This window comes from Mesosutterella porci, from assembly GCF_022134585.1.
Taxonomy (GTDB): Bacteria; Pseudomonadota; Gammaproteobacteria; order Burkholderiales; family Burkholderiaceae_F; genus Mesosutterella; species Mesosutterella porci.
Genome location: NZ_JAKNCT010000005.1, coordinates 126,059 through 142,754, shown reverse-complemented (window position 1 = coordinate 142,754; position 16,696 = coordinate 126,059). Strand labels below are relative to the sequence as shown.

General features: G+C 65.5%; 13 protein-coding genes. 7 read left to right on the top strand and 6 right to left on the bottom strand.

Going from position 1 to position 16,696, the window contains the following annotated elements; all coding sequences use genetic code 11:
* Window positions 1-15: 15 nt before the first annotated feature.
* Window positions 16-2,028: a DNA repair helicase YoaA gene (gene yoaA, locus MAF45_RS05330; protein WP_237978518.1), complete on the top strand. Its 2,013-nt coding sequence runs from the start codon at window positions 16-18 to the stop codon at window positions 2,026-2,028.
* 155 nt (window positions 2,029-2,183) lie between these two features.
* The gene (gene nrdD / locus MAF45_RS05325) at window positions 2,184-2,372 is read left to right on the top strand and encodes an anaerobic ribonucleoside-triphosphate reductase (RefSeq protein WP_237978517.1); all 189 of its coding nucleotides are present in this window, start codon (window positions 2,184-2,186) and stop codon (window positions 2,370-2,372) included.
* Between the two features lie 123 nt (window positions 2,373-2,495).
* On the opposite strand, the gene MAF45_RS05320 is transcribed toward nrdD, so the two are convergent.
* On the bottom strand, window positions 2,496-3,137 hold the full coding sequence (locus tag MAF45_RS05320; RefSeq protein WP_237978516.1) for a heme-binding beta-barrel domain-containing protein: 642 nt from the start codon (window positions 3,135-3,137) through the stop codon (window positions 2,496-2,498).
* A gap of 310 nt (window positions 3,138-3,447) precedes the next feature.
* Between MAF45_RS05320 and MAF45_RS05315 the strand changes: the two genes are divergently transcribed.
* From MAF45_RS05315 to MAF45_RS05305, 3 genes are read left to right on the top strand one after another with little or no spacing between them, the layout of a single operon-like run.
* Window positions 3,448-4,941 (top strand): TolC family protein, encoded by a 1,494-nt coding sequence (locus MAF45_RS05315; protein WP_237978515.1) that lies wholly within the window; start codon window positions 3,448-3,450, stop codon window positions 4,939-4,941.
* An 11-nt stretch (window positions 4,942-4,952) separates the two neighbouring features.
* The gene (locus MAF45_RS05310) at window positions 4,953-6,005 is read left to right on the top strand and encodes an HlyD family secretion protein (protein WP_237978514.1); all 1,053 of its coding nucleotides are present in this window, start codon (window positions 4,953-4,955) and stop codon (window positions 6,003-6,005) included.
* 19 nt (window positions 6,006-6,024) lie between these two features.
* The gene (locus MAF45_RS05305) at window positions 6,025-8,403 is read left to right on the top strand and encodes an ABC transporter permease (protein WP_237978513.1); all 2,379 of its coding nucleotides are present in this window, start codon (window positions 6,025-6,027) and stop codon (window positions 8,401-8,403) included.
* Between the two features lie 257 nt (window positions 8,404-8,660).
* Here MAF45_RS05305 and rimO read toward each other — a convergent pair whose 3' ends face one another.
* The 3 genes from rimO to MAF45_RS05290 all read right to left on the bottom strand — a co-directional run bounded on the left by rimO (window position 8,661) and on the right by MAF45_RS05290 (window position 11,976).
* Window positions 8,661-10,010 (bottom strand): 30S ribosomal protein S12 methylthiotransferase RimO, encoded by a 1,350-nt coding sequence (gene rimO / locus MAF45_RS05300; RefSeq protein ID WP_237978512.1) that lies wholly within the window; start codon window positions 10,008-10,010, stop codon window positions 8,661-8,663.
* Between the two features lie 58 nt (window positions 10,011-10,068).
* Window positions 10,069-10,857 (bottom strand): peptidoglycan editing factor PgeF, encoded by a 789-nt coding sequence (pgeF, locus tag MAF45_RS05295; RefSeq protein WP_237978511.1) that lies wholly within the window; start codon window positions 10,855-10,857, stop codon window positions 10,069-10,071.
* Between the two features lie 63 nt (window positions 10,858-10,920).
* The gene (locus MAF45_RS05290) at window positions 10,921-11,976 is read right to left on the bottom strand and encodes an RluA family pseudouridine synthase (RefSeq protein ID WP_237978510.1); all 1,056 of its coding nucleotides are present in this window, start codon (window positions 11,974-11,976) and stop codon (window positions 10,921-10,923) included.
* A 19-nt stretch (window positions 11,977-11,995) separates the two neighbouring features.
* Between MAF45_RS05290 and MAF45_RS05285 the strand changes: the two genes are divergently transcribed.
* Entirely contained in the window at window positions 11,996-12,763 is a 768-nt protein-coding gene (locus MAF45_RS05285; protein ID WP_237978509.1) for an outer membrane protein assembly factor BamD, read from the top strand.
* 243 nt (window positions 12,764-13,006) lie between these two features.
* Here the strand turns inward: MAF45_RS05285 and MAF45_RS05280 are convergent, their stop codons facing one another.
* Entirely contained in the window at window positions 13,007-14,242 is a 1,236-nt protein-coding gene (locus MAF45_RS05280; protein ID WP_237978508.1) for a dicarboxylate/amino acid:cation symporter, read from the bottom strand.
* Between the two features lie 543 nt (window positions 14,243-14,785).
* Window positions 14,786-15,220, bottom strand: a complete 435-nt coding sequence (locus MAF45_RS05275) for a DUF3310 domain-containing protein (RefSeq protein WP_237978507.1) — start codon at window positions 15,218-15,220, stop codon at window positions 14,786-14,788.
* Window positions 15,221-15,501: 281 nt separating this feature from the next.
* On the opposite strand from MAF45_RS05275, the gene MAF45_RS05270 reads away from it, so the two are divergent.
* Window positions 15,502-16,692, top strand: a complete 1,191-nt coding sequence (locus MAF45_RS05270) for an efflux RND transporter periplasmic adaptor subunit (RefSeq protein ID WP_237978506.1) — start codon at window positions 15,502-15,504, stop codon at window positions 16,690-16,692.
* The last annotated feature ends 4 nt before the right edge of the window (window positions 16,693-16,696 follow it).

The following is a 16,696-nucleotide window of genomic DNA, read 5'->3' as shown; positions in this document are numbered from 1 at the left end:
AGTTCGCACGCCATCATGCCGCTTGGGAACGAAATCAAGGCCGGGGAGGAGCTCCTGCGCGAAGTGCAGGAGGCCTTCAGCCCCGGGGGAGCCCTGCAGCGCGCGCTTCCGGGGTTCGTCCCCCGCGACAGCCAGCGCGACTTCGCCCTCGAGGTGGCCCGCACGATCATCAGCCGCGGCACTCTCGTCGCGGAGGCCGGCACCGGCACCGGCAAGACCTTCGCCTACCTGGTGCCGGCTCTTCTGGCCGGAGTCCGAATCCTGGTCTCCACCGCGGGCAAGCCCCTGCAGGACCAGCTTTTCGGCAAGGACCTGCCGCAGATTCTTCGGGCGCTGCGGCTGCAGGCCGACTGCGCGATCCTCAAGGGTCGCTCGAACTACATCTGCCTCAAGCGGCTGCGGGAGGTGCAGCGGCTTCCGACGCGCGAGGACGTGGCCTACCTGCGCGACATCCGGATTTTCGCCGAAACGAATGCCGCGGGGGATCGCTCGGAACTCGTCCACATTCCTGAAAACGACCCGATCTGGCCGCTCGTTACCTCGACGAGGGACAACTGCACCGGGCAGAAGTGCCCTTTCTTCAAGGACTGCTTTCTCAACAAGGCGAGAAAGCACGCCCGGGCCTCTGACATCCTCGTCGTGAACCACCACCTCTTTCTTTCCTCGCTTGCGATCGGGGAGGAGGGGGCCGAGGAGCTGCTGCCCGCCATGCCCGTCACCGTGATCGACGAAGCGCACCAGCTGCCCGCGATCGCAACGGACTTCTTCGGCAAGGTCTTCTCGACCTATTCGGTGGTGGACTTCGCGCGCGAGGCGCTGCTGCTGGCCAAGACGAAGGCGCCGGGCGGGGCCCGCTGGGACGAGCTCACGCAGGCGGTGAGCCTCGCGGCCAAGGAGATTCCGGCCGCGGCGGCCGACAGCCTCGGGCTTGAGGAGGGCGCCCGGGTGAGGGCCGGGGAAAAGGAGCTCGGGGGGCTCTCCGGGCCGCTTGCCAGGCTCTCTTCGAAGCTCTCGCAGCTGGCCGCCGCGCTCTCGGAGAATGCGGGCCGCGACCCCGACCTCGACCTGCTGCTGCCGCGCTGCGCGGGCTACATGGAGCAGGCCGACTCGTGGAACGCCTTCATCCGGGACGGGGAGCCCCGGAGCGAAGACGGGAGCGTCCCGCATGTGCGCTGGCTGCAGATGGGCAAGCTGGGGCTGAGGCTCTGCGACACGCCGCTCTCCGTGGGGGATAAAATCCGCGCGATCCGCGAGGAGAAGGGCGAGGCCTGGGTGCTCACCTCGGCCACGCTCTCGACCGCGGGCGACTTCACGCACTTTCTCACCGAGCTCGGGCTCGAGGACGCGAAGACCGCGGCCTGGGAGTCCCCCTTTGACTTTGCCACGCATGCGGCGCTCTACATTCCGAAGGGGCTGCCCGCCGATCCACGCGCGCCAGGCTTCTCGCAGTTCGTGGCGGAGTGCGCCTGGCCGTTCGTGCGCAAGGCCGGGGGGCGCGCCTTTTTCCTGTGCACGAGCCTGAAGGCGGTGGAGGCGGTGGCCGACCGGCTCGAGTCCCTCGCGCTCGAGGCCGGGGTGCAGCTGCGGGTGCTTCGCCAGGGCAGCGGCACCCGAAAAGGGCTGCTCGAGCAGTACCGCGAGGAAAAGCACGCGGTCCTCGTTGGCTCAATGAGCTTCTGGGAAGGCATCGACATCAAGGGCGACGCGCTTTCGATCGTCGTGATCGACAAGTTTCCCTTCGCGCCGCCCGACGATCCGGTGGTCGCGGCGCGCCGCGAGTGGATCGAGCAAAACGGCGGCAGCCCCTTCCTCGACTACCAGGTGCCGGAAATGGTGACGGCGCTGCGTCAGGGCGCGGGGCGCCTGATCCGCAGCGAAACCGACCGGGGCGTGCTGATCCTGTGCGACCCGAGGGCCTTCGACAAGTGGCATTCCTACGGCCGCAGGGTCATCATGAGCCTGCCCGGCTTCGGGCGGACCTCGAACGAGGAGGTGGCGCTCAGCTTCATCCCGTCGCCCGGGAGCTGAGCCGCGGGGCGGGGGCACCGGATCCCCCTTTCGGAGGGTTCGGTCGGCAATAGATTGTGGTATTCTTTTGGAGCTGACCCAATAAATTGGGTCTTTAAGAATATAGAGGGGATGCGGCCCGCCGTGGGGCGGGTGCGTTCCCCGGAGGAAAAAAGATGAGTGAAATCGAGCTGAAGGACAGCGAGCGGCAGAAGTGCGAAGTCTGGACCCGTGTGATGGGCTACCATCGTCCGGTTCAGTCCTTTAACATCGGCAAGCAGGGCGAGTTCCTCGAGCGGAAGTTCTTCGTCGAGTCGAAGTGCAGGCTCGGGACCGCACCGAGAAGGGAGAAGGCGAGCGCCTGAGGCGTCCGTTTTCCGGCCCCTTGAGCGAAAAAGCCCGGCGCCCCGCCAGAGGGGGAGCCGGGCTTTGTCGTTTCCGGCCGCGCCTGAGGCGGCCGGATTCCGACATCAAAAGGCGGCTAGGAATCAACGCTTCGACCACTTGCCGGCCTGGATGGCCGACGGGTTGAGCGCGACGGGGGCCTCGACCAGCCGGAGCGTGTCGCGGTCGGTGTGCAGGAAAGCCTGGTCGCTGCCCGCCACCTTGAGAACCGTCGTCTCTTCGTAACTCACGGTGCCGTCGTCGTTGTAGGTCAGCTTGAAGCTGAAGCCCACGGTGTTGAAGTTCTTCTCGAGGAAGGGGTTGGAGAGGATGCCGCTCACCTCGTCGCCTTTGGCGGCCTGAACGCTCCACTCCAGGGCGTTCTCCTCGGTCGTGCCGACGGCGAGCACCGTCTGGCCGCGCGGAATGGAGGCCGTCATGTAGAGCCGCTTGGTCGCCGGCTCCCAGAGCAGGTAGCCCACCTGGTCGTGGAAGGCCTCGAGCTCGCCCGGACGGGTCACGTGCTGGTGGTAGCGCAGACCGTAAAAGAGCTGCGGGCCGTTGGTCTGCGGGTCAATCACCTCAAACTCCCAGCGTTCGACGTACGGCTCGGTCACCGGGCCGCTTTCCTCCGGATGGGTGTCTTCGCCGAGCTTGCCCTCCCAGACTCCGGCAAGGTGCTTGAGGGGGCCGAGGTTCCTGCGAGTGTCCGGATCAAAATCGGGTTCCTGGAAAATGTTCTCCATGTTCTGTCCTTTACTCATGTAACGGATAAGGTGCTTCAGGGCCGCTCTGCGGGGGGCGCGCCCGCTCTAAAGAGGGGGGCTTCCTTACGCAGTGCGGCTGATTGAAAAAGAATTTAACACTTATTTAAGAAGAGACCTAGGCTTTTTAGCCCGGCCCGGCCGGGCTTTTGACGCCCATATTAGCAGGGACTAATCAATACAGACGCAAATAAAAAGCTAAAATCCGCATCCGCCGGCCGGAAAGCCGTAAGATGGTGGGCAGCATTTTATAAGAAAATTTTCACCCAAGCCGCGGATGCGGAAAACAAAAATGAAAAACAGCCTCGCTCTGCAGCCGCTGCTGGCCGCGCTCCTGTGCGCATCGGCCTGCGGCTGCGCTTCGGCCTCTGAGGCCGCTGCGCCGGCAGAATCCCTTTCGGCGATCGCCCGCGGCAGCGCCGTCCGGGGGCTTGCCTTCCAGGAAGCCCGCGCGCTGCTGCGGGGGCGCTCGGACCGCCTGCGCGCGAGCGAGGCGGAGTTGGAGGCCCGGCAGCAGGCGGCCGAGGCCGATCGCAGCCTCTCGCAGCCGAAGATTGTCGTGAACACCCAGTATGACTGGGGCACGAAGACCATTGATTACGGGACGCTTGACGTCGGAGGCGCGGCCTCCAGGGCGCTTTCTTCGAGCCCGGCTCTGGGACAGGCCCTGCAGGGGCTTCCCCAGGGGCTGCGTGAAGGGCTTTCGGGGCTTCGCATCCCGCTGCACGCCAAGACGGACCTGGACGGCCCGCGCGTGACGCTCGAGGGCTACTGGCCGATTTACACCGGCGGCCGCATCGAGGCGCGCCAGAAGGCGAGCGAGGCCGCGGCGCGCGAGGCGAAGGACAGCCTGCAGAACGAGAACGACAGGCTCGACACCGAGCTGGCGCGAAAGTACTTCGCCGTCCAGCTCGCCCGCTCGATTACGAAGCTGCGCGAGGAGGCGCTCGAGGACCAGGAGCGCGAGGTGCGCCGGGCCCGGGGGTTTGAGCGCGCCGGAACGGTGAGCCGGCTTGAGCGGCTCTCCGTCGAAGTGAACCGCGACAAGGCAAGGCGCGAGCTGCTTGCCGCTCAGTCCGACCAGAAGGTGGCCGAGGCCAAGCTCGGGCGTCTGCTGCGAGAGGGCAGCCTCGGGGGCCTGTCCACCCCGCTTTTCGTTCTCTGCGGACCAATTGAGCCGCTCAGGCACTGGCAGGACCAGGCCCTCGCCACCAGCCCGGTTCTCGCCGCCTACGGAGCGAAGACCGAACAGGCCGAACAGCTTCTGCGGGCCGCTCGCGGCGCCTGGAAGCCGACTCTATACGCCTTCGGAGCGAAAAACGTGATCAAGCACTACCTCACGCTCACCGAGCCGGACTGGATCGCGGGGGTGGGAGTGTCCTACACGCTGTGGAACAACCGCGACCGCAACGCCTCGATCGCCTCGGCGCGCGCCACCCGGGCGAAGGCCGAGGCGGGGACCGCCGAGGCGAGAAACCAGCTGCTCACCGGAGTCGAGGTGGCGTGGCTTCGCACGACGCAGATGCAGAGCCAGTACGAGCTCACGCGCAGCACCGTGGATCTTGCGGCGGAGAACCTGCGCATGCGCGAGTCAGCCTTCGCGACGGGCCTGTCGACTGCGAACGAAGTCTGGGACGCCCGCACCAAGCTCACCGGAGCGCGGGTCGAGCAGAAGGTGGCGGCCTATCGATTCGTCGTCGCCTGGGCGGAGCTCAACTCCGCCGCGGGCACGATGGAGCGCTTCAGCGAGTCGCTCGTGCGCTCCGATAAAACCATTGAGAAATAAGGACTGTACGGATGCCTACGCCTACGGAAAAAGAAACGTCGCAGACTCTCCCCGAGCGCCCGGACGAGCGCACGGCGCGCCGCAGGAGAAGCCGTATCCTGGGCGCGGTCGCCGCGGCGGCGGCCCTCGCCCTGATCGGCTTCATCATCTGGGGCGTGTGGCTCGCCTCCCATCCGAAGGCGCCCCCGCTGCAGGGACAGATGGACGCGACCACGATCGACGTCGCGGCCAAAGTGCCCGGAAGGCTGGAGACGGTGAATGTGAAGGAAGGCGACCAGGTGAGCAAGGGGCAGGTGATCGCGACCCTCTACGTGCCGGAGATCGAGGCGAAGGTGCGTCAGGCCGAGGCCTACGAGAAGGCCCGCCAGGCTCAGGAAAGCCTCGCGCAGGAAGGCGCCCGGCCGCAGGAAATCCAGGCGGCGAAGGCGCAGTATGAGCGGGCCGTTGCCGCAGAGGAGCTCGCGCAGAAGACCTACGAACGCATCTCGAGGCTCTACCGCGAGGGCTTCGTGCCCGCGCAGCGCCTGGACGAGGTGACCGCGAGCCTCAAGGCCGCCCGCAACCAGTCGCAGGCGGCGCGCGAGCAGTGGAGCATCGCGCAGACCGGCGCGCGGCGCCAGGAAAAGCAGGCCGCGGCTGCGCTGGCCGCCCAGGCTGCGGGCACCGTGGCTGAGGCGAAGTCCTACGCCGAGGAGGCGAAGATTGTCTCGCCCATCTCGGGCGAGGTCTCGCGGGTGCTGCTGCGCGAAGGCGAGGTGGCTCCCCAGGGCTTTGCAGTCGTGACCGTGGTGAACCTCAACGACCAGTGGGCCTCCTTCAACCTGCGCGAGGACGAGCTCAAGGACCTGAGGATGGGCTCCATCATCCGGGTGAAGATCCCGGCGATCGGCGGCGGGGTGCATGACTTCAAGATCTACTTCATCAATCCCAAGGCCGACTACGCCAACTGGCGCGCCACGCGCCAGAACTCGGGCTACGACCTGCGCACCTTCGAGGTGAGGGCGCGGCCCGTGAACGCAGTCGAGGGGCTGCGGCCCGGGATGACGGCGCTCATCGAGCGCTGAGCGTCAGACGGACCGGAACATGTCTGCCGGAAGCTGGTTCAGAAGCCTGCGCAAGGCTCTCTTTCTTGAGGTCTCGACTGTGTTCTCGAGCCCGAGGGAGGTGCTTTCGTGCCTGGTGATGCCTGTCGTCTGGTGCGTGCTTCTGGCCGGGCTGTTCAATCAGGGCCTTTACCGCGGCATTCCCTTTGGCATTGTGAACGAGGACCAGACGCCGCTTTCCTCGGAAGTGGTCCGGCAGGTGCGGGCCCTGCCTTCCCTGAAGCTGGTCGAGCTGCCCCAGGAGCAGGCCGTGGAGCAGCTGAGGTCCGGGGAGCTCAAGGGCATGCTCCTCATTCCCCGGGGCTGGTCCGAGACCTGGCGGCGCCCGGGCGGGAAGTCCCTGCAGCTTTATGTGTCGCGCACGCTTTTTGCCGTGAGCACGATGCTTGAGCTCGACGTGAAGAAGGCCCTGAGTACCTGGTCGGTCGAAAAGACGCGGCTGCAGATCATGCCGATGGGGGGCACCGAGGGGACGGCGAGGATCACGGGGCTTTTCCAGCTGAACGAAGTGCTTCTCGGCAACCAGGCCTTCAACTTCCGCTCTTATTTGCTGAGCGGCCTCATCCCGATGCTGATCGGGCTCTCCTGCGTGCTGGCGGTGAGCAACTCGCTTGTGCGTGAATGGCGCCGGAACCGCGAGGCCGTGCTGCTGCGGGCCGCCGGCTCGCCCCTTGCGGCGGTTCTGGGCAAGCTGCTTTTCTGGTTCGGGGTCTACACGGTCTACATGTTCACCTACATCGCCTGGTTCTCTGCGGTTCAGGGCGCGCTGCCCGCGGGCAGCATGGCGGTGTGGCTGCTCTTTGGCCTCGCCTTCGTGGCGGGCATGGTCTCGCTCGCGGTCCTCTTCTGCTCGGCCGCCCCCACCTGGTTCTCCGCCATGGTGATGTGCGTGATCACGACCGCGCCGACCATCCCGTTCACGGGCTTCACCTTCCCGGACTTCAACATGGATATCGGGGCGAGGGCGCTCTCGCACCTGCTGCCGCTCACCTGGTACATTCACGGCCAGGAGCAGCAGTGGGTTCTCGGGTCCCCGGCCTCCACCTGGCTGCCGACGCTGGGCATCGCCCTGCTCTTTGCCGTCGTGCCCCAGGCGCTGTGCCTGCCGCTGCTGCTGCGGCGCATCAGGCGCCGGGCGGAAAGCCCCGCGAAGCAGCCCTCGCAGCCCCGCGAGGAGCCCTGCGGCAGCTCCTGGGACGTTTTCCGGATCACGCTGAAGCGGATCATCTTTAACGCCAATTCCTTTCCGGTGCTGGTCACCGGCATCGCCTTTTACCTCATTTTCTACGGCTGGCCCTACAGCGCCCAGCAGATCACCGAGGTGCCCACCGTGATCGTGGACCTGGACGGCTCGGCCGCGTCGCGCGACCTCATCCGTGACATCTCGGGAACCTCCAAGGTCAAGCCCGTCGCCCTGGTCTCTGACGAGCGCGATGCCGTGGAAATGCTGCGCGCCGACAAGGTGAACGCCGCGATTCTGATCCCGCGGGATTTTGAGTCGGATCTCGGCGGGGGCCGCCAGACTTCGGTCACCGTTTTCGGCAACGGCGCCTTCCCGGCCCAGGCCCACACCGTCTACGGCATGATGCTGTCGCTCGTGAACGCGAGGGCCTCCGCGGCCTCCGCCCATTACCTGCTCACCCACGGGGCGCCGGCCGACTCGCTCGCCCGCTCGAGGCTCGCCCCGCCTCTGCTGGTTCAGGGCGACATGTTCAACACGATCGGCGGCTACCGGAACTACCTCGTGCCGATGGTGGGCGTGCTGATCATCCAGTCGGTGCTGCTGATCGGCATCTCGGTGAGCGTCGGGGACTTCATCTCGAGGCGCCGTCGCGAGCCGTTCGTGCGGGCCGCGATGGAAAAGCTCTGGGGCTTTTTCGGAATGTGGGCCGCCGTGTTCGCCGTCGCCCTTTTCTGGGTGCTTTATGCCGAGGGCTTCTACTTTGGAATCGCGGAGTTCCCGACCATGGGCGATGTGCCGGGAACCCTGGTTCTCGGCGTCATCTACGCGGCGCTGCTCGCCTTTTTCGCGCTGGCCCTCACCTTTTCCTTCGGCAGCAACCACAACACCACGGCCTTCGCCGTCATCACCTCGGCGCCTTCGGTCTTTCTCGCGGGCTGCATCTACCCCTCGGAGAACTTCTCCTGGTGGGCCCGCGCGTTTGCGCAGATCATCCCTGCGGTGCCTGGCATCAACGGCATGCTCGCCGTGAGCCAGAACGGGGCTTCGCTCGCCTCCGCGCGGCCGATTGTGATGCAGCTTCTGCTGCTTTGCCTGCTCTGGGGGACGGTGGCCTATTCGGCCGCCATGCTCCGCGGCTCGCGGCTGCGCCGGGGCTACCCGCCGCCGGACGACTGAAGCGCCTCCTGCTTCAAAGAGCCCCGGCCCGGGTCCCGAATTGAAAGCGCTGTGTTTCCGAGGCTGCAAAGGCCCTCGCGCTGGGCTGCCTGAAGGCCGGGCGGATCCCGCGGTTCTGAGGCGTGAGACGGCCGCGGCGCAGCGGCTGAGGAAATCCCTGGTGTGCTGAAAAAGGCCTCCTGAAAAAGGAGGCCGCAGAGGCCGCCCCCGGCTTCGGGGGGACGGCTTTCGCCCGGGGCCCGCTGAAGCGCTTTTTTTCAGGCTCCGCCGTCCACCCGCAGTGCGACGAGGTCGTGCTCTTCGGTGCGGACAATCTTCGCCTCGACGAAGTCGCCCGGATTCACGGGCTTTTTTGTCGTCACATAGACCACGCCGTCCACTTCCGGGGCTTCGTGGACCGTGCGGCCGACGGCCACCCCGTCCTCGTTTTCCGGCTCGTCGATCAGCACCTTTTCCACGCCGCCCACGCGGCGCGCGAGTTTCGCGGCGGAAATTTCCGCCTGCAGCTCCATGAGCCTCTTCCTGCGCTCCTCCTTCACCTCTTCGGGCACGGCCCCCGGCAGGCTGTTCGCCTTCGCGCCCTCCACAGGCGAGTAGGCGAAGCAGCCCACGCGGTCGAGCTGCGCCTCGCGCAGGAACTCGAGCAGGTTCTCGAACTGCCGCTCCGTCTCCCCGGGGAATCCCACGATGAAGGTCGAGCGCAGGGTAAGGTCCGGGCAGAGTTTCCTCCAGGCCTCGATGCGCTCGAGAGTGCGGTCGGCGTGCGCGGGGCGGGCCATCGCGCGCAGGACCTCCGGGTCGGAGTGCTGCAGGGGCATGTCGAGATAAGGCAGGATTTTTCCCTCGGCCATGAGGGGGATGATCCTGTCGACCGCGGGGTAGGGGTAGACGTAGTGCAGGCGGATCCAGAGGCCCAGTCTGCCGAGCTCCCGGCACAGGTCCTCGATTCTCGTATGGACCGGCCTGCCGCCCGCGAAGGAGAGGCGGTAGCCGAGGTCCGAGCCGTAGGCCGGCGTGTCCTCGGCGATCACCATGATCTCCTTCACGCCGTCTTCCTTGAGCGCCTCGGCCTCCATCATGATGGAGTTCATCGGGCGGGAGACGAGCCTGCCGCGCAGCTGCGGGATGATGCAGAACGTGCAGTGGTTGTTGCAGCCCTCGGAGATTTTGAGGTAGGCGTAGTGATGCGGCGTGAGGCGCACGCCCGCGCCCGGGCGCAGCTCCCCGAAGGCGGGGTGGGGGGCGGGCAGGTGCCGGTGCACGAGCTCAAGGACTTCCTTTTCTTTCTCGGGCCCCACCACGCCCAGCACCGCGGGGTGCAGCTCCTTCACGTAATTGGAGCCGTCCGCGTTCTTCTTTCCCCCGAGGCAGCCCATGACGATCACCCGGCCGTTTTCGCGCAGCGCCTCGGCGACCGCGTCAAGGCTCTCGGCGATCGCCTCGTTGATGAACCCGCAGGTGTTGATGATGACGAGATCCGAGTCCTTGTAGTCGCCCGCGATCCGATAGCCTTCGGCGCGCAGCTCGGTGATCACCCGCTCGGTGTCGACCAGGGCCTTCGCGCAGCCGAGCGAAACAAAACCAATGGTGGGAATGTGTGCAGTCATTTGTTGCCTTTGTCGGGGTCTTTGGAGTTTTCCAGGCGAAACGGGGCGGCCGGAGCAGTCACGGCTCCATCCACACGAGGGTGGCGTGCCGGCCGGTTCTGCCCTTGTCGCGCCGGTAGCTGAAAAAGCGCTGCGGATCGGCGGCGGTGGACAGCCCGCAGTCCGAGACGTCCTCCGCGGCGACGCCTTCCTGGGCGAGCGCCTCGCGGGCAAGGCAGGCGAGATCCGCCATCCATTTTCCGGACTTCGGCCCGGGGGCGAAGGCAAGGCCCGCCTGCGGCAGTTTTTTTTTCATAGCCTCGAGCACGTCGCCGCCCACTTCGAAGGACTCGGGGCCAATCCTCGGGGCGAGCCAGGCGAGAATCCTGGCGCCGGGGCCGAGCGCGCCGCGGAGCGTCTTCACGCCTTTTTGCAGGATGCCTCCTGCCAACCCCTTCCAGCCCGCGTGCAGAGCGGCCACCGCGCAGCCTTCGGAGTCGGCGAGGACCACGGGCAGGCAGTCCGCGGTCTGGATGGCGAGCACCACGCCGGGGGTTGCGGTCCACAGGCCGTCGGCCTCCTGCTCGGGCGCGGCGTGGTCGGCCTGAACGACCGCGGTGCCGTGCACCTGGCGCAGCCAGTGCGGTTCGCCCCCGGCCAGGCCGGCGAGGATCGCGCGGTTCGCGCGCACGCAGGCGGGGACGTCCCCGCAGTACAGGCCCACGTTCATCCCGCTGAGGCCGTCGAGGCCGCCAAAAGGCCCCGAGGAGACGCCCCCGGTGCGCAGCGTAAAAAGGGCATGGACGCGCTTCGGGGCGTTCCAGTTGGCTCGTATGAGCCCGAGGGAGGGTTTCTGCAGGTTGGTCATCAGGTCTGCCGGGTGAGGAATGAAGAGGCGGGCGAAGCAGTTCTCCGCCCGGATGCGTCCATTTTAAAGAGGCTTTCCGCCGAGCGCTTCCTCAAACACCGAAACCGGACGGTCGAGCGGCCCGAAGCCCAGGAAGTCCATGACCCGGGCGAGGTCCTGCGGCGGGGAAGCAAACCACTCCATGCGCTGCCCGGTCTCCGGATGGACGAGCCCGAGGCGGCTCGCGTGCAGGCACTGGCGCTTCATGCCGGCCAGGGGCGTCCCGTCCTGCGGCCAGGGCGCGAGCCCGCCGCGGTAGACGGGGTCGCCCAGCAGCGGCAGCCCGAGGCTCTCGCAGTGGACGCGGATCTGGTGCGTGCGGCCGGTTTCGAGCCGGCAGGCGACCCAGGAAATGACGCGGCCGCCGCAGCTCGCGCGGTTGACCGTGGCGAGACGGGTGCGGGCCTCGCGCATCGAGCCCGGCACCTCCACGGCAAACCTCAGCGGGTTCCTCGGGTCGCGGCCGATCGGGCGGTCGATCAGGGTGCTCGCGGGGGCCTGGCCGCGCAGCAGCGCCCAGTATTCGCGCTTGACGCTGCGGCTCTGCAGCTGGCGCACGAGCGAAGTCTGCGCGCTCAGGGTCTTTGCGACCACCATGAGTCCGCTCGTGTCCCGGTCGAGCCGGTGCACGATGCCCGCCCTCGGAAGGGCCGCGAGGGCCGGCCGCGCGAAAAGCAGCCCGTTGAGCAGCGTGTCGTCCCAGTGCCCGGCGCCGGGATGGACCACAAGGCCCGCGCGCTTGTTGACCACGAGCAGGGCCTCGTCCTCATAGACCGTCTCGAAAGGCACGTCGCGGGCGGTGAAGGCGAGCTCCTCGGGCGTGGGCTGGGCGCTCACCGAGATCACGTCGCCTGAGAGCACGGCGTCCCTCACGCGGCGCGCAGGCCGGCCGTTCACGAGCACCGCGCCCTCCCTGATCCAGCACTGCAGCCGCGAGCGGGACACCGAGGGCATCAGGGCGGCGAGGGCCTTGTCGAGCCTCCCGCCGTTCATTTCCGGCCCGACCACGAACTCCGAGAGGCTGTCCTCGGTTGCGTCAGCCCCCGGGTTGTCCCGGTTATAATCGACAGAACCTTTCAATTGATCGTTTGTCCTCTAAATGAAGAAAGCCCTTCACCGCTTTGCGCTAGCCGCCTGCCTTTCCGCCGTTGCCGCCGTCACGTCGTCGTGCTCATGGATGTCGTCGAAGACCGATGATCCGACCGCGGAGTGGTCAGCGGACCGGCTCTACAGCGAGGCCCGCGATGCGCTGGACGACAGCAACTGGTCTCTTGCCAAAGAGTACTACACGAAGCTGGAGAGCCGCTATCCGTTCGGCCGCTATGCGCAGCAGGCCCAGATCGAGATGGCCTACGCCGCCTGGAAGGACGAGGACCCGGAGGCCGCCATCCAGGCCTGCGACCGGTTCCTGCGCTCCTACCCGAACCATCCGGCCAGCGACTACGTGCTCTACCTGAAGGCGCTCGCGACGCTCAACGAGGACGAGGGGTTCTTCGCCCGGCTCACCAAGCAGGACATCTCCGACCGCGACGCGAACGCCGCGCGCGACGCCTTCGACGTCTTCAAGCTGCTGGTCGAGAAGTATCCGGATTCCCGCTACGCCCCCGAGGCGCGCAGGCGGATGCACGAGCTCGTGCTCGCCCGCGCGAACCACGAGCTGAAGGTGGCGAAATTCTACTATGAGCGTCACGGCTACGTGGCGGCGATCCAGCGCGCCCAGCGCGTGGTGACCGACTATCAGCAGACGCCCTATTCCGACGACGCGCTGAAGGTGCTCGCCGACAGCTATGCGAAGCTCGGCATGAAGGACCGCGAGGCCGACGTCCGCCGTGTGATCCAGATGAACAAGGGCAGAAAGCTCGACTGACGGGGCAGGGGGAAATGCCCTCTGCAGCAGCCTCTCAAGCCTCAGCACGCCCGCGCCAGCGCCTGGCCCGGGCGTTTTTATTGTCCCGAGGAAAAACACGGGGAGAGGCGGGGGCAGCAGGGCTGAAGGGGAAAAAATATCCCCGGGCGCGCCTTTAAAGCGCATCCGGGGAGCGGAGAAACCGGCGGGGAAGGGAAAGGGCGGAGGCGCGCGCCTTCCGCTCCTCCCCTTTTCCTCTGGCGGTCAGCCTTCGGTGTACGGCTCGGAGTCGAGGTCGCCTTCGGACTTTGTCACCACCAGGGCCGAGGCCACGTCGCCCACGACGTTGATCGAAGTGCGGATCATGTCGAGAATACGGTCAATGCCCGCGATCAGGGCGACCGCCTCGAGCGGAATGCCGACCTGCGTGAAGACCACGGTCGTCATGATGAGGCCGGCGCCCGGGACGCCCGCGGTGCCGATGGCGGCCATCACGCCCATGAGAACAATCGTAACCTGGTCGGTTATCGTGAGGTCCATGCCGAAGATCTCAGCCGCAAACACAGCGCACACGCCCATGTAAATGGCCGTGCCGTTCATGTTGATCGTGTTGCCGAGCGGGATGGAGAACGAGGCGATCGACTTCGTGGCGCCCAGCCTGCGGCAGGCCTGCAGGTTCACGGCCAGGGCCGCGGCGGACGAGCAGGTCGTGAAGGCGACGAGCCAGGGCTCGAAGATGCCCTTCAGGAAGCGGCCGACCGGCATGTGCAGGTAGAAGACGACGATCGCGCCGTAGACCACGATGCAGAAGAGAGCGGTGGCGATGAAGGAGGCGAGGATGAGCTTGCCCAGCGGCAGCAGCACGGCCAGGCCGTGCTTGGAGACGGTGTAGGCGAGCAGGCCGAACACGCCGATCGGGGCGTAGTACATGACCGCGTTGGTCACACGGATCATGGTGTCGCCGATCAGCTGGAAGATCTCAAGCAGGGGCTTGTTGCGTTCGCCCAGTCCGGCAAGGCACACACCGAAGAACACGGCGAAGAAAATGATCTGCAGCATGCTGCCCTTCGCCATGGCTTCCATCGGGTTGATCGGGACGAAGTTGAGGAAGGTCTGCACGATGCTCGGGGCCTTCACCACCTTGGCGGCCAGGCCGCTCGTGGACAGGTCGAGGCCGATGCCCGGCTGGATGAGCTCGGCAAAGCCCAGGCCGAAGCCCACGGCGATGGCGGTGGTCACCATGTAGGTGATCAGGATCTTCACGGCTACGCGGCCGAGCTTGGAGATGTCGGTGATGCTTGCGGCGCCCGCCACCAGCGTGGCGAACACCAGGGGCACGACCACCATTCGGATCAGGCGAATGAAGAGATCGCCCAGAGGCTTGAACCAGGTGGCGCCAACGTCAGCGGAAACGAACGCGCCGACGATTACGCCAAGGACAAGGCCGACAATCATTTGAGCCGGCAGGCTAAACAGCCAGCTTCTTTTCTTCTCAGCCATAAACACCCTCCCTTTGCTTTGTCTAGAGCCAGCTGCATACGGCTGCAGCTGCCCTCCCCAAGTTTCAGCCTCCTTTGAAACAGCCCTGCGGACCAGGGGGAATGGGTGGACTGAAGAGCTGCCGCTCCCGGCCGGGGGCGGACCTTCCTCAAAGGAGGCCATTCACTTGAATATTACACTTTGTAATATCTTTGAGACCTTCGGCAGGCTGGCATGCCTCTCAGCCGGGAATTCTGATTAATTTATTTAAAAATCAATGTATTGGATTAAAAAATCTCCCAACTTGAAATGTAAAGACGGCGGCTTCTGCGCCGGGGCTTTGAATTACTGTTCAAATTATTGTTTTTAAACAATAAATTATGAAAATCAGTCGGCTTCGTCCTAGGAGAGGAAGTATTTGCCTTGATGTAAGTCAACTGGAGGCTATTTTTTATAGCTTTAATTTAGCTATGAGGCTTCTTTGCATAGGTTTTAAGGAATAATCCGTAAGGAAAAAGCCTTTCTTTATTCGAAAGAAACATTGGAGACGGGAAAAACAGGTCCTCAGAGGCTCTGGGCGGCGTGCGACAGGAGCCCCTGCAGCGCGAGCGAGGCCTCGCGCAGCAGGGCGGCTCGTTCTTCAGGGGGCGTCTCCACGGCCCGCACGAGGCTTTTGAGGAAGCGCCCGGCTTCGCGGCCGAAAGGATCGCTGGTCCCCAGGTCGGCGAGGAAGTCCTCGAGGACGGCCGAGGCGCCTCTGGGGTTTTCAAAGCCCACCTCAGGGTGGTCCGCGAAGTAATTGAGGTACCAGAGCGCCTTCTGCAGGTCTTCGGCCGGGTGCGCTTTGAAGCGGCACCGCAGCACGTACTTCATCGAGTTGCCCGTTGTGAAGTCAAACAGTCCGGTGAGCTCGATCACCTCGCGGCGGTAGTGGGCTGCGTAGTGCGCGGGATGGTTCACGGCTTCGCGGGAAGCTCCCTTCACATCCGTGGTCTTCATGTGTCAGCGACTCCTTTGTCTGCGGGCGGGCCCGCCTTTCCGGCCGCAGGGGGCCGGGGCGGAAAGCACCTATTTTGCACCCGAAACGGGGCGCGAGGCCCCCTTGCGGGCCGTATCTGGTTGTTATTATTAATTCTCTGATAACAAAACTTAACTCAAACCGTGCTTATCATACAGGGGCCGGAACAGACAGGCCTCACAGCGCGATTGCCGAAAGATGTTGTTTTGTCCTGCCTTTTTTATTCCTACATCTTTATTTCGTCTCTCAGACCCTTTAGAACATGAATTTAAAGAAAGCTCTTATCGCCGCGGGCGTCGTTGTTGCGCTCGCTGCGGCCGGCTACGCGGGCTTCCGCGGCTGGCAGTCGGCCCGGATGAGCAAAATGAGCATGATGCCGCGCACGGTTGCCGTCCAGGTGGCCCAGGCCGTGCGGCAGGACGTTCCCACCATCGTGACCGCCCTGGGCACGGTGACCGCGAACCAGACCGCCGACGTGATCTCGCAGGTTCAGGGACACCTCACGAACCTTTACTTTAAGGAAGGCGATTTCGTGAAGAAGGGGGCGCTGCTCGCCAAGGTCGACACCCGGGGCTACGAGGCGAACCTCCAGCAGTACCAGGGCACTCTGGCCGAAGCTCAGGCGCAGCTCGCCAACGCGAAGAGCGTGCTCGAGCGCTATGAGCGGCTCTACCGCCAGGACTCCATTTCCAAGCAGGACCTCGAGGCGCAGCGCGCCGCGGTGAAGCAGTACGAGGGCTCCGTGCGCAGCGCCCGCGGCCAGATCGCCAACGCGAGCGTCTCGGTGGGCTACGGCCGCATCACGGCCCCCATCTCCGGCTACATCGGCATCCGCCAGCGCGATCTCGGCAACCTCGTGGGCCCGAGCGACTCGACGCCGATTGCCGTGATCACACAGACCACGCCCATTGCCGTCGAGTTCTCCATTCCGCAGGGCAACCTCTCCGAGGTTGTGGGGCCGGTGAGGAGCGGACAGAAGCTGCAGGTCGACGTCTTCGACCAGAGCGGCCTCGGGCTGCTCGCCCGGGGGACGGTCTCGGCCGTGGGCAACACGATCGACCAGGCCACGGGCACGGTGAAGGTGAAGAGCCTTTTTGACAACCGCGACTCGAAGCTCTTCCCGAACCAGTTCGTCAACGTGAAGCTCGTCACCGGAACGCTGAAGAACGCGGTCGTCGTTCCGACCTCCGCGATCCAGACCAGTCAGAACGGTCTGTACGTCTTCACGGTGGGCGACGACCAGGTGGCGCACAAGGCCGCGGTGAAGATCGGGCCGGCCACCGAGGACGGAAAGACCGCCATTCTTGAAGGCGTCGCCGAGGGGGCCAGGGTCGTCACGGCTGGAGCCGACTCGACCAGCGACGGCTCGAAGGTGACCGTCGTGGAGCCCAAGGCCGTGGACACGAGCGCCGTGGAGAAAAAATCCAAGGGAGTCGGCAGGGGACGCCGCTGATTGA

Coding starts and splice junctions, on each gene's coding strand:
- MAF45_RS05285 (WP_237978509.1), top strand. CDS start 11,996: ATGAAGAAAGCCCTTCACCGCTTTGCGCTAGCCGCCTGCCTTTCCGCC.
- pgeF (WP_237978511.1), bottom strand. CDS start 10,857: ATGACCAACCTGCAGAAACCCTCCCTCGGGCTCATACGAGCCAACTGG.
- MAF45_RS05315 (WP_237978515.1), top strand. CDS start 3,448: ATGAAAAACAGCCTCGCTCTGCAGCCGCTGCTGGCCGCGCTCCTGTGC.
- MAF45_RS05320 (WP_237978516.1), bottom strand. CDS start 3,137: ATGGAGAACATTTTCCAGGAACCCGATTTTGATCCGGACACTCGCAGG.
- nrdD (WP_237978517.1), top strand. CDS start 2,184: ATGAGTGAAATCGAGCTGAAGGACAGCGAGCGGCAGAAGTGCGAAGTC.
- MAF45_RS05310 (WP_237978514.1), top strand. CDS start 4,953: ATGCCTACGCCTACGGAAAAAGAAACGTCGCAGACTCTCCCCGAGCGC.
- MAF45_RS05270 (WP_237978506.1), top strand. CDS start 15,502: ATGAATTTAAAGAAAGCTCTTATCGCCGCGGGCGTCGTTGTTGCGCTC.
- yoaA (WP_237978518.1), top strand. CDS start 16: ATGCCGCTTGGGAACGAAATCAAGGCCGGGGAGGAGCTCCTGCGCGAA.
- rimO (WP_237978512.1), bottom strand. CDS start 10,010: ATGACTGCACACATTCCCACCATTGGTTTTGTTTCGCTCGGCTGCGCG.
- MAF45_RS05280 (WP_237978508.1), bottom strand. CDS start 14,242: ATGGCTGAGAAGAAAAGAAGCTGGCTGTTTAGCCTGCCGGCTCAAATG.
- MAF45_RS05305 (WP_237978513.1), top strand. CDS start 6,025: ATGTCTGCCGGAAGCTGGTTCAGAAGCCTGCGCAAGGCTCTCTTTCTT.
- MAF45_RS05275 (WP_237978507.1), bottom strand. CDS start 15,220: ATGAAGACCACGGATGTGAAGGGAGCTTCCCGCGAAGCCGTGAACCAT.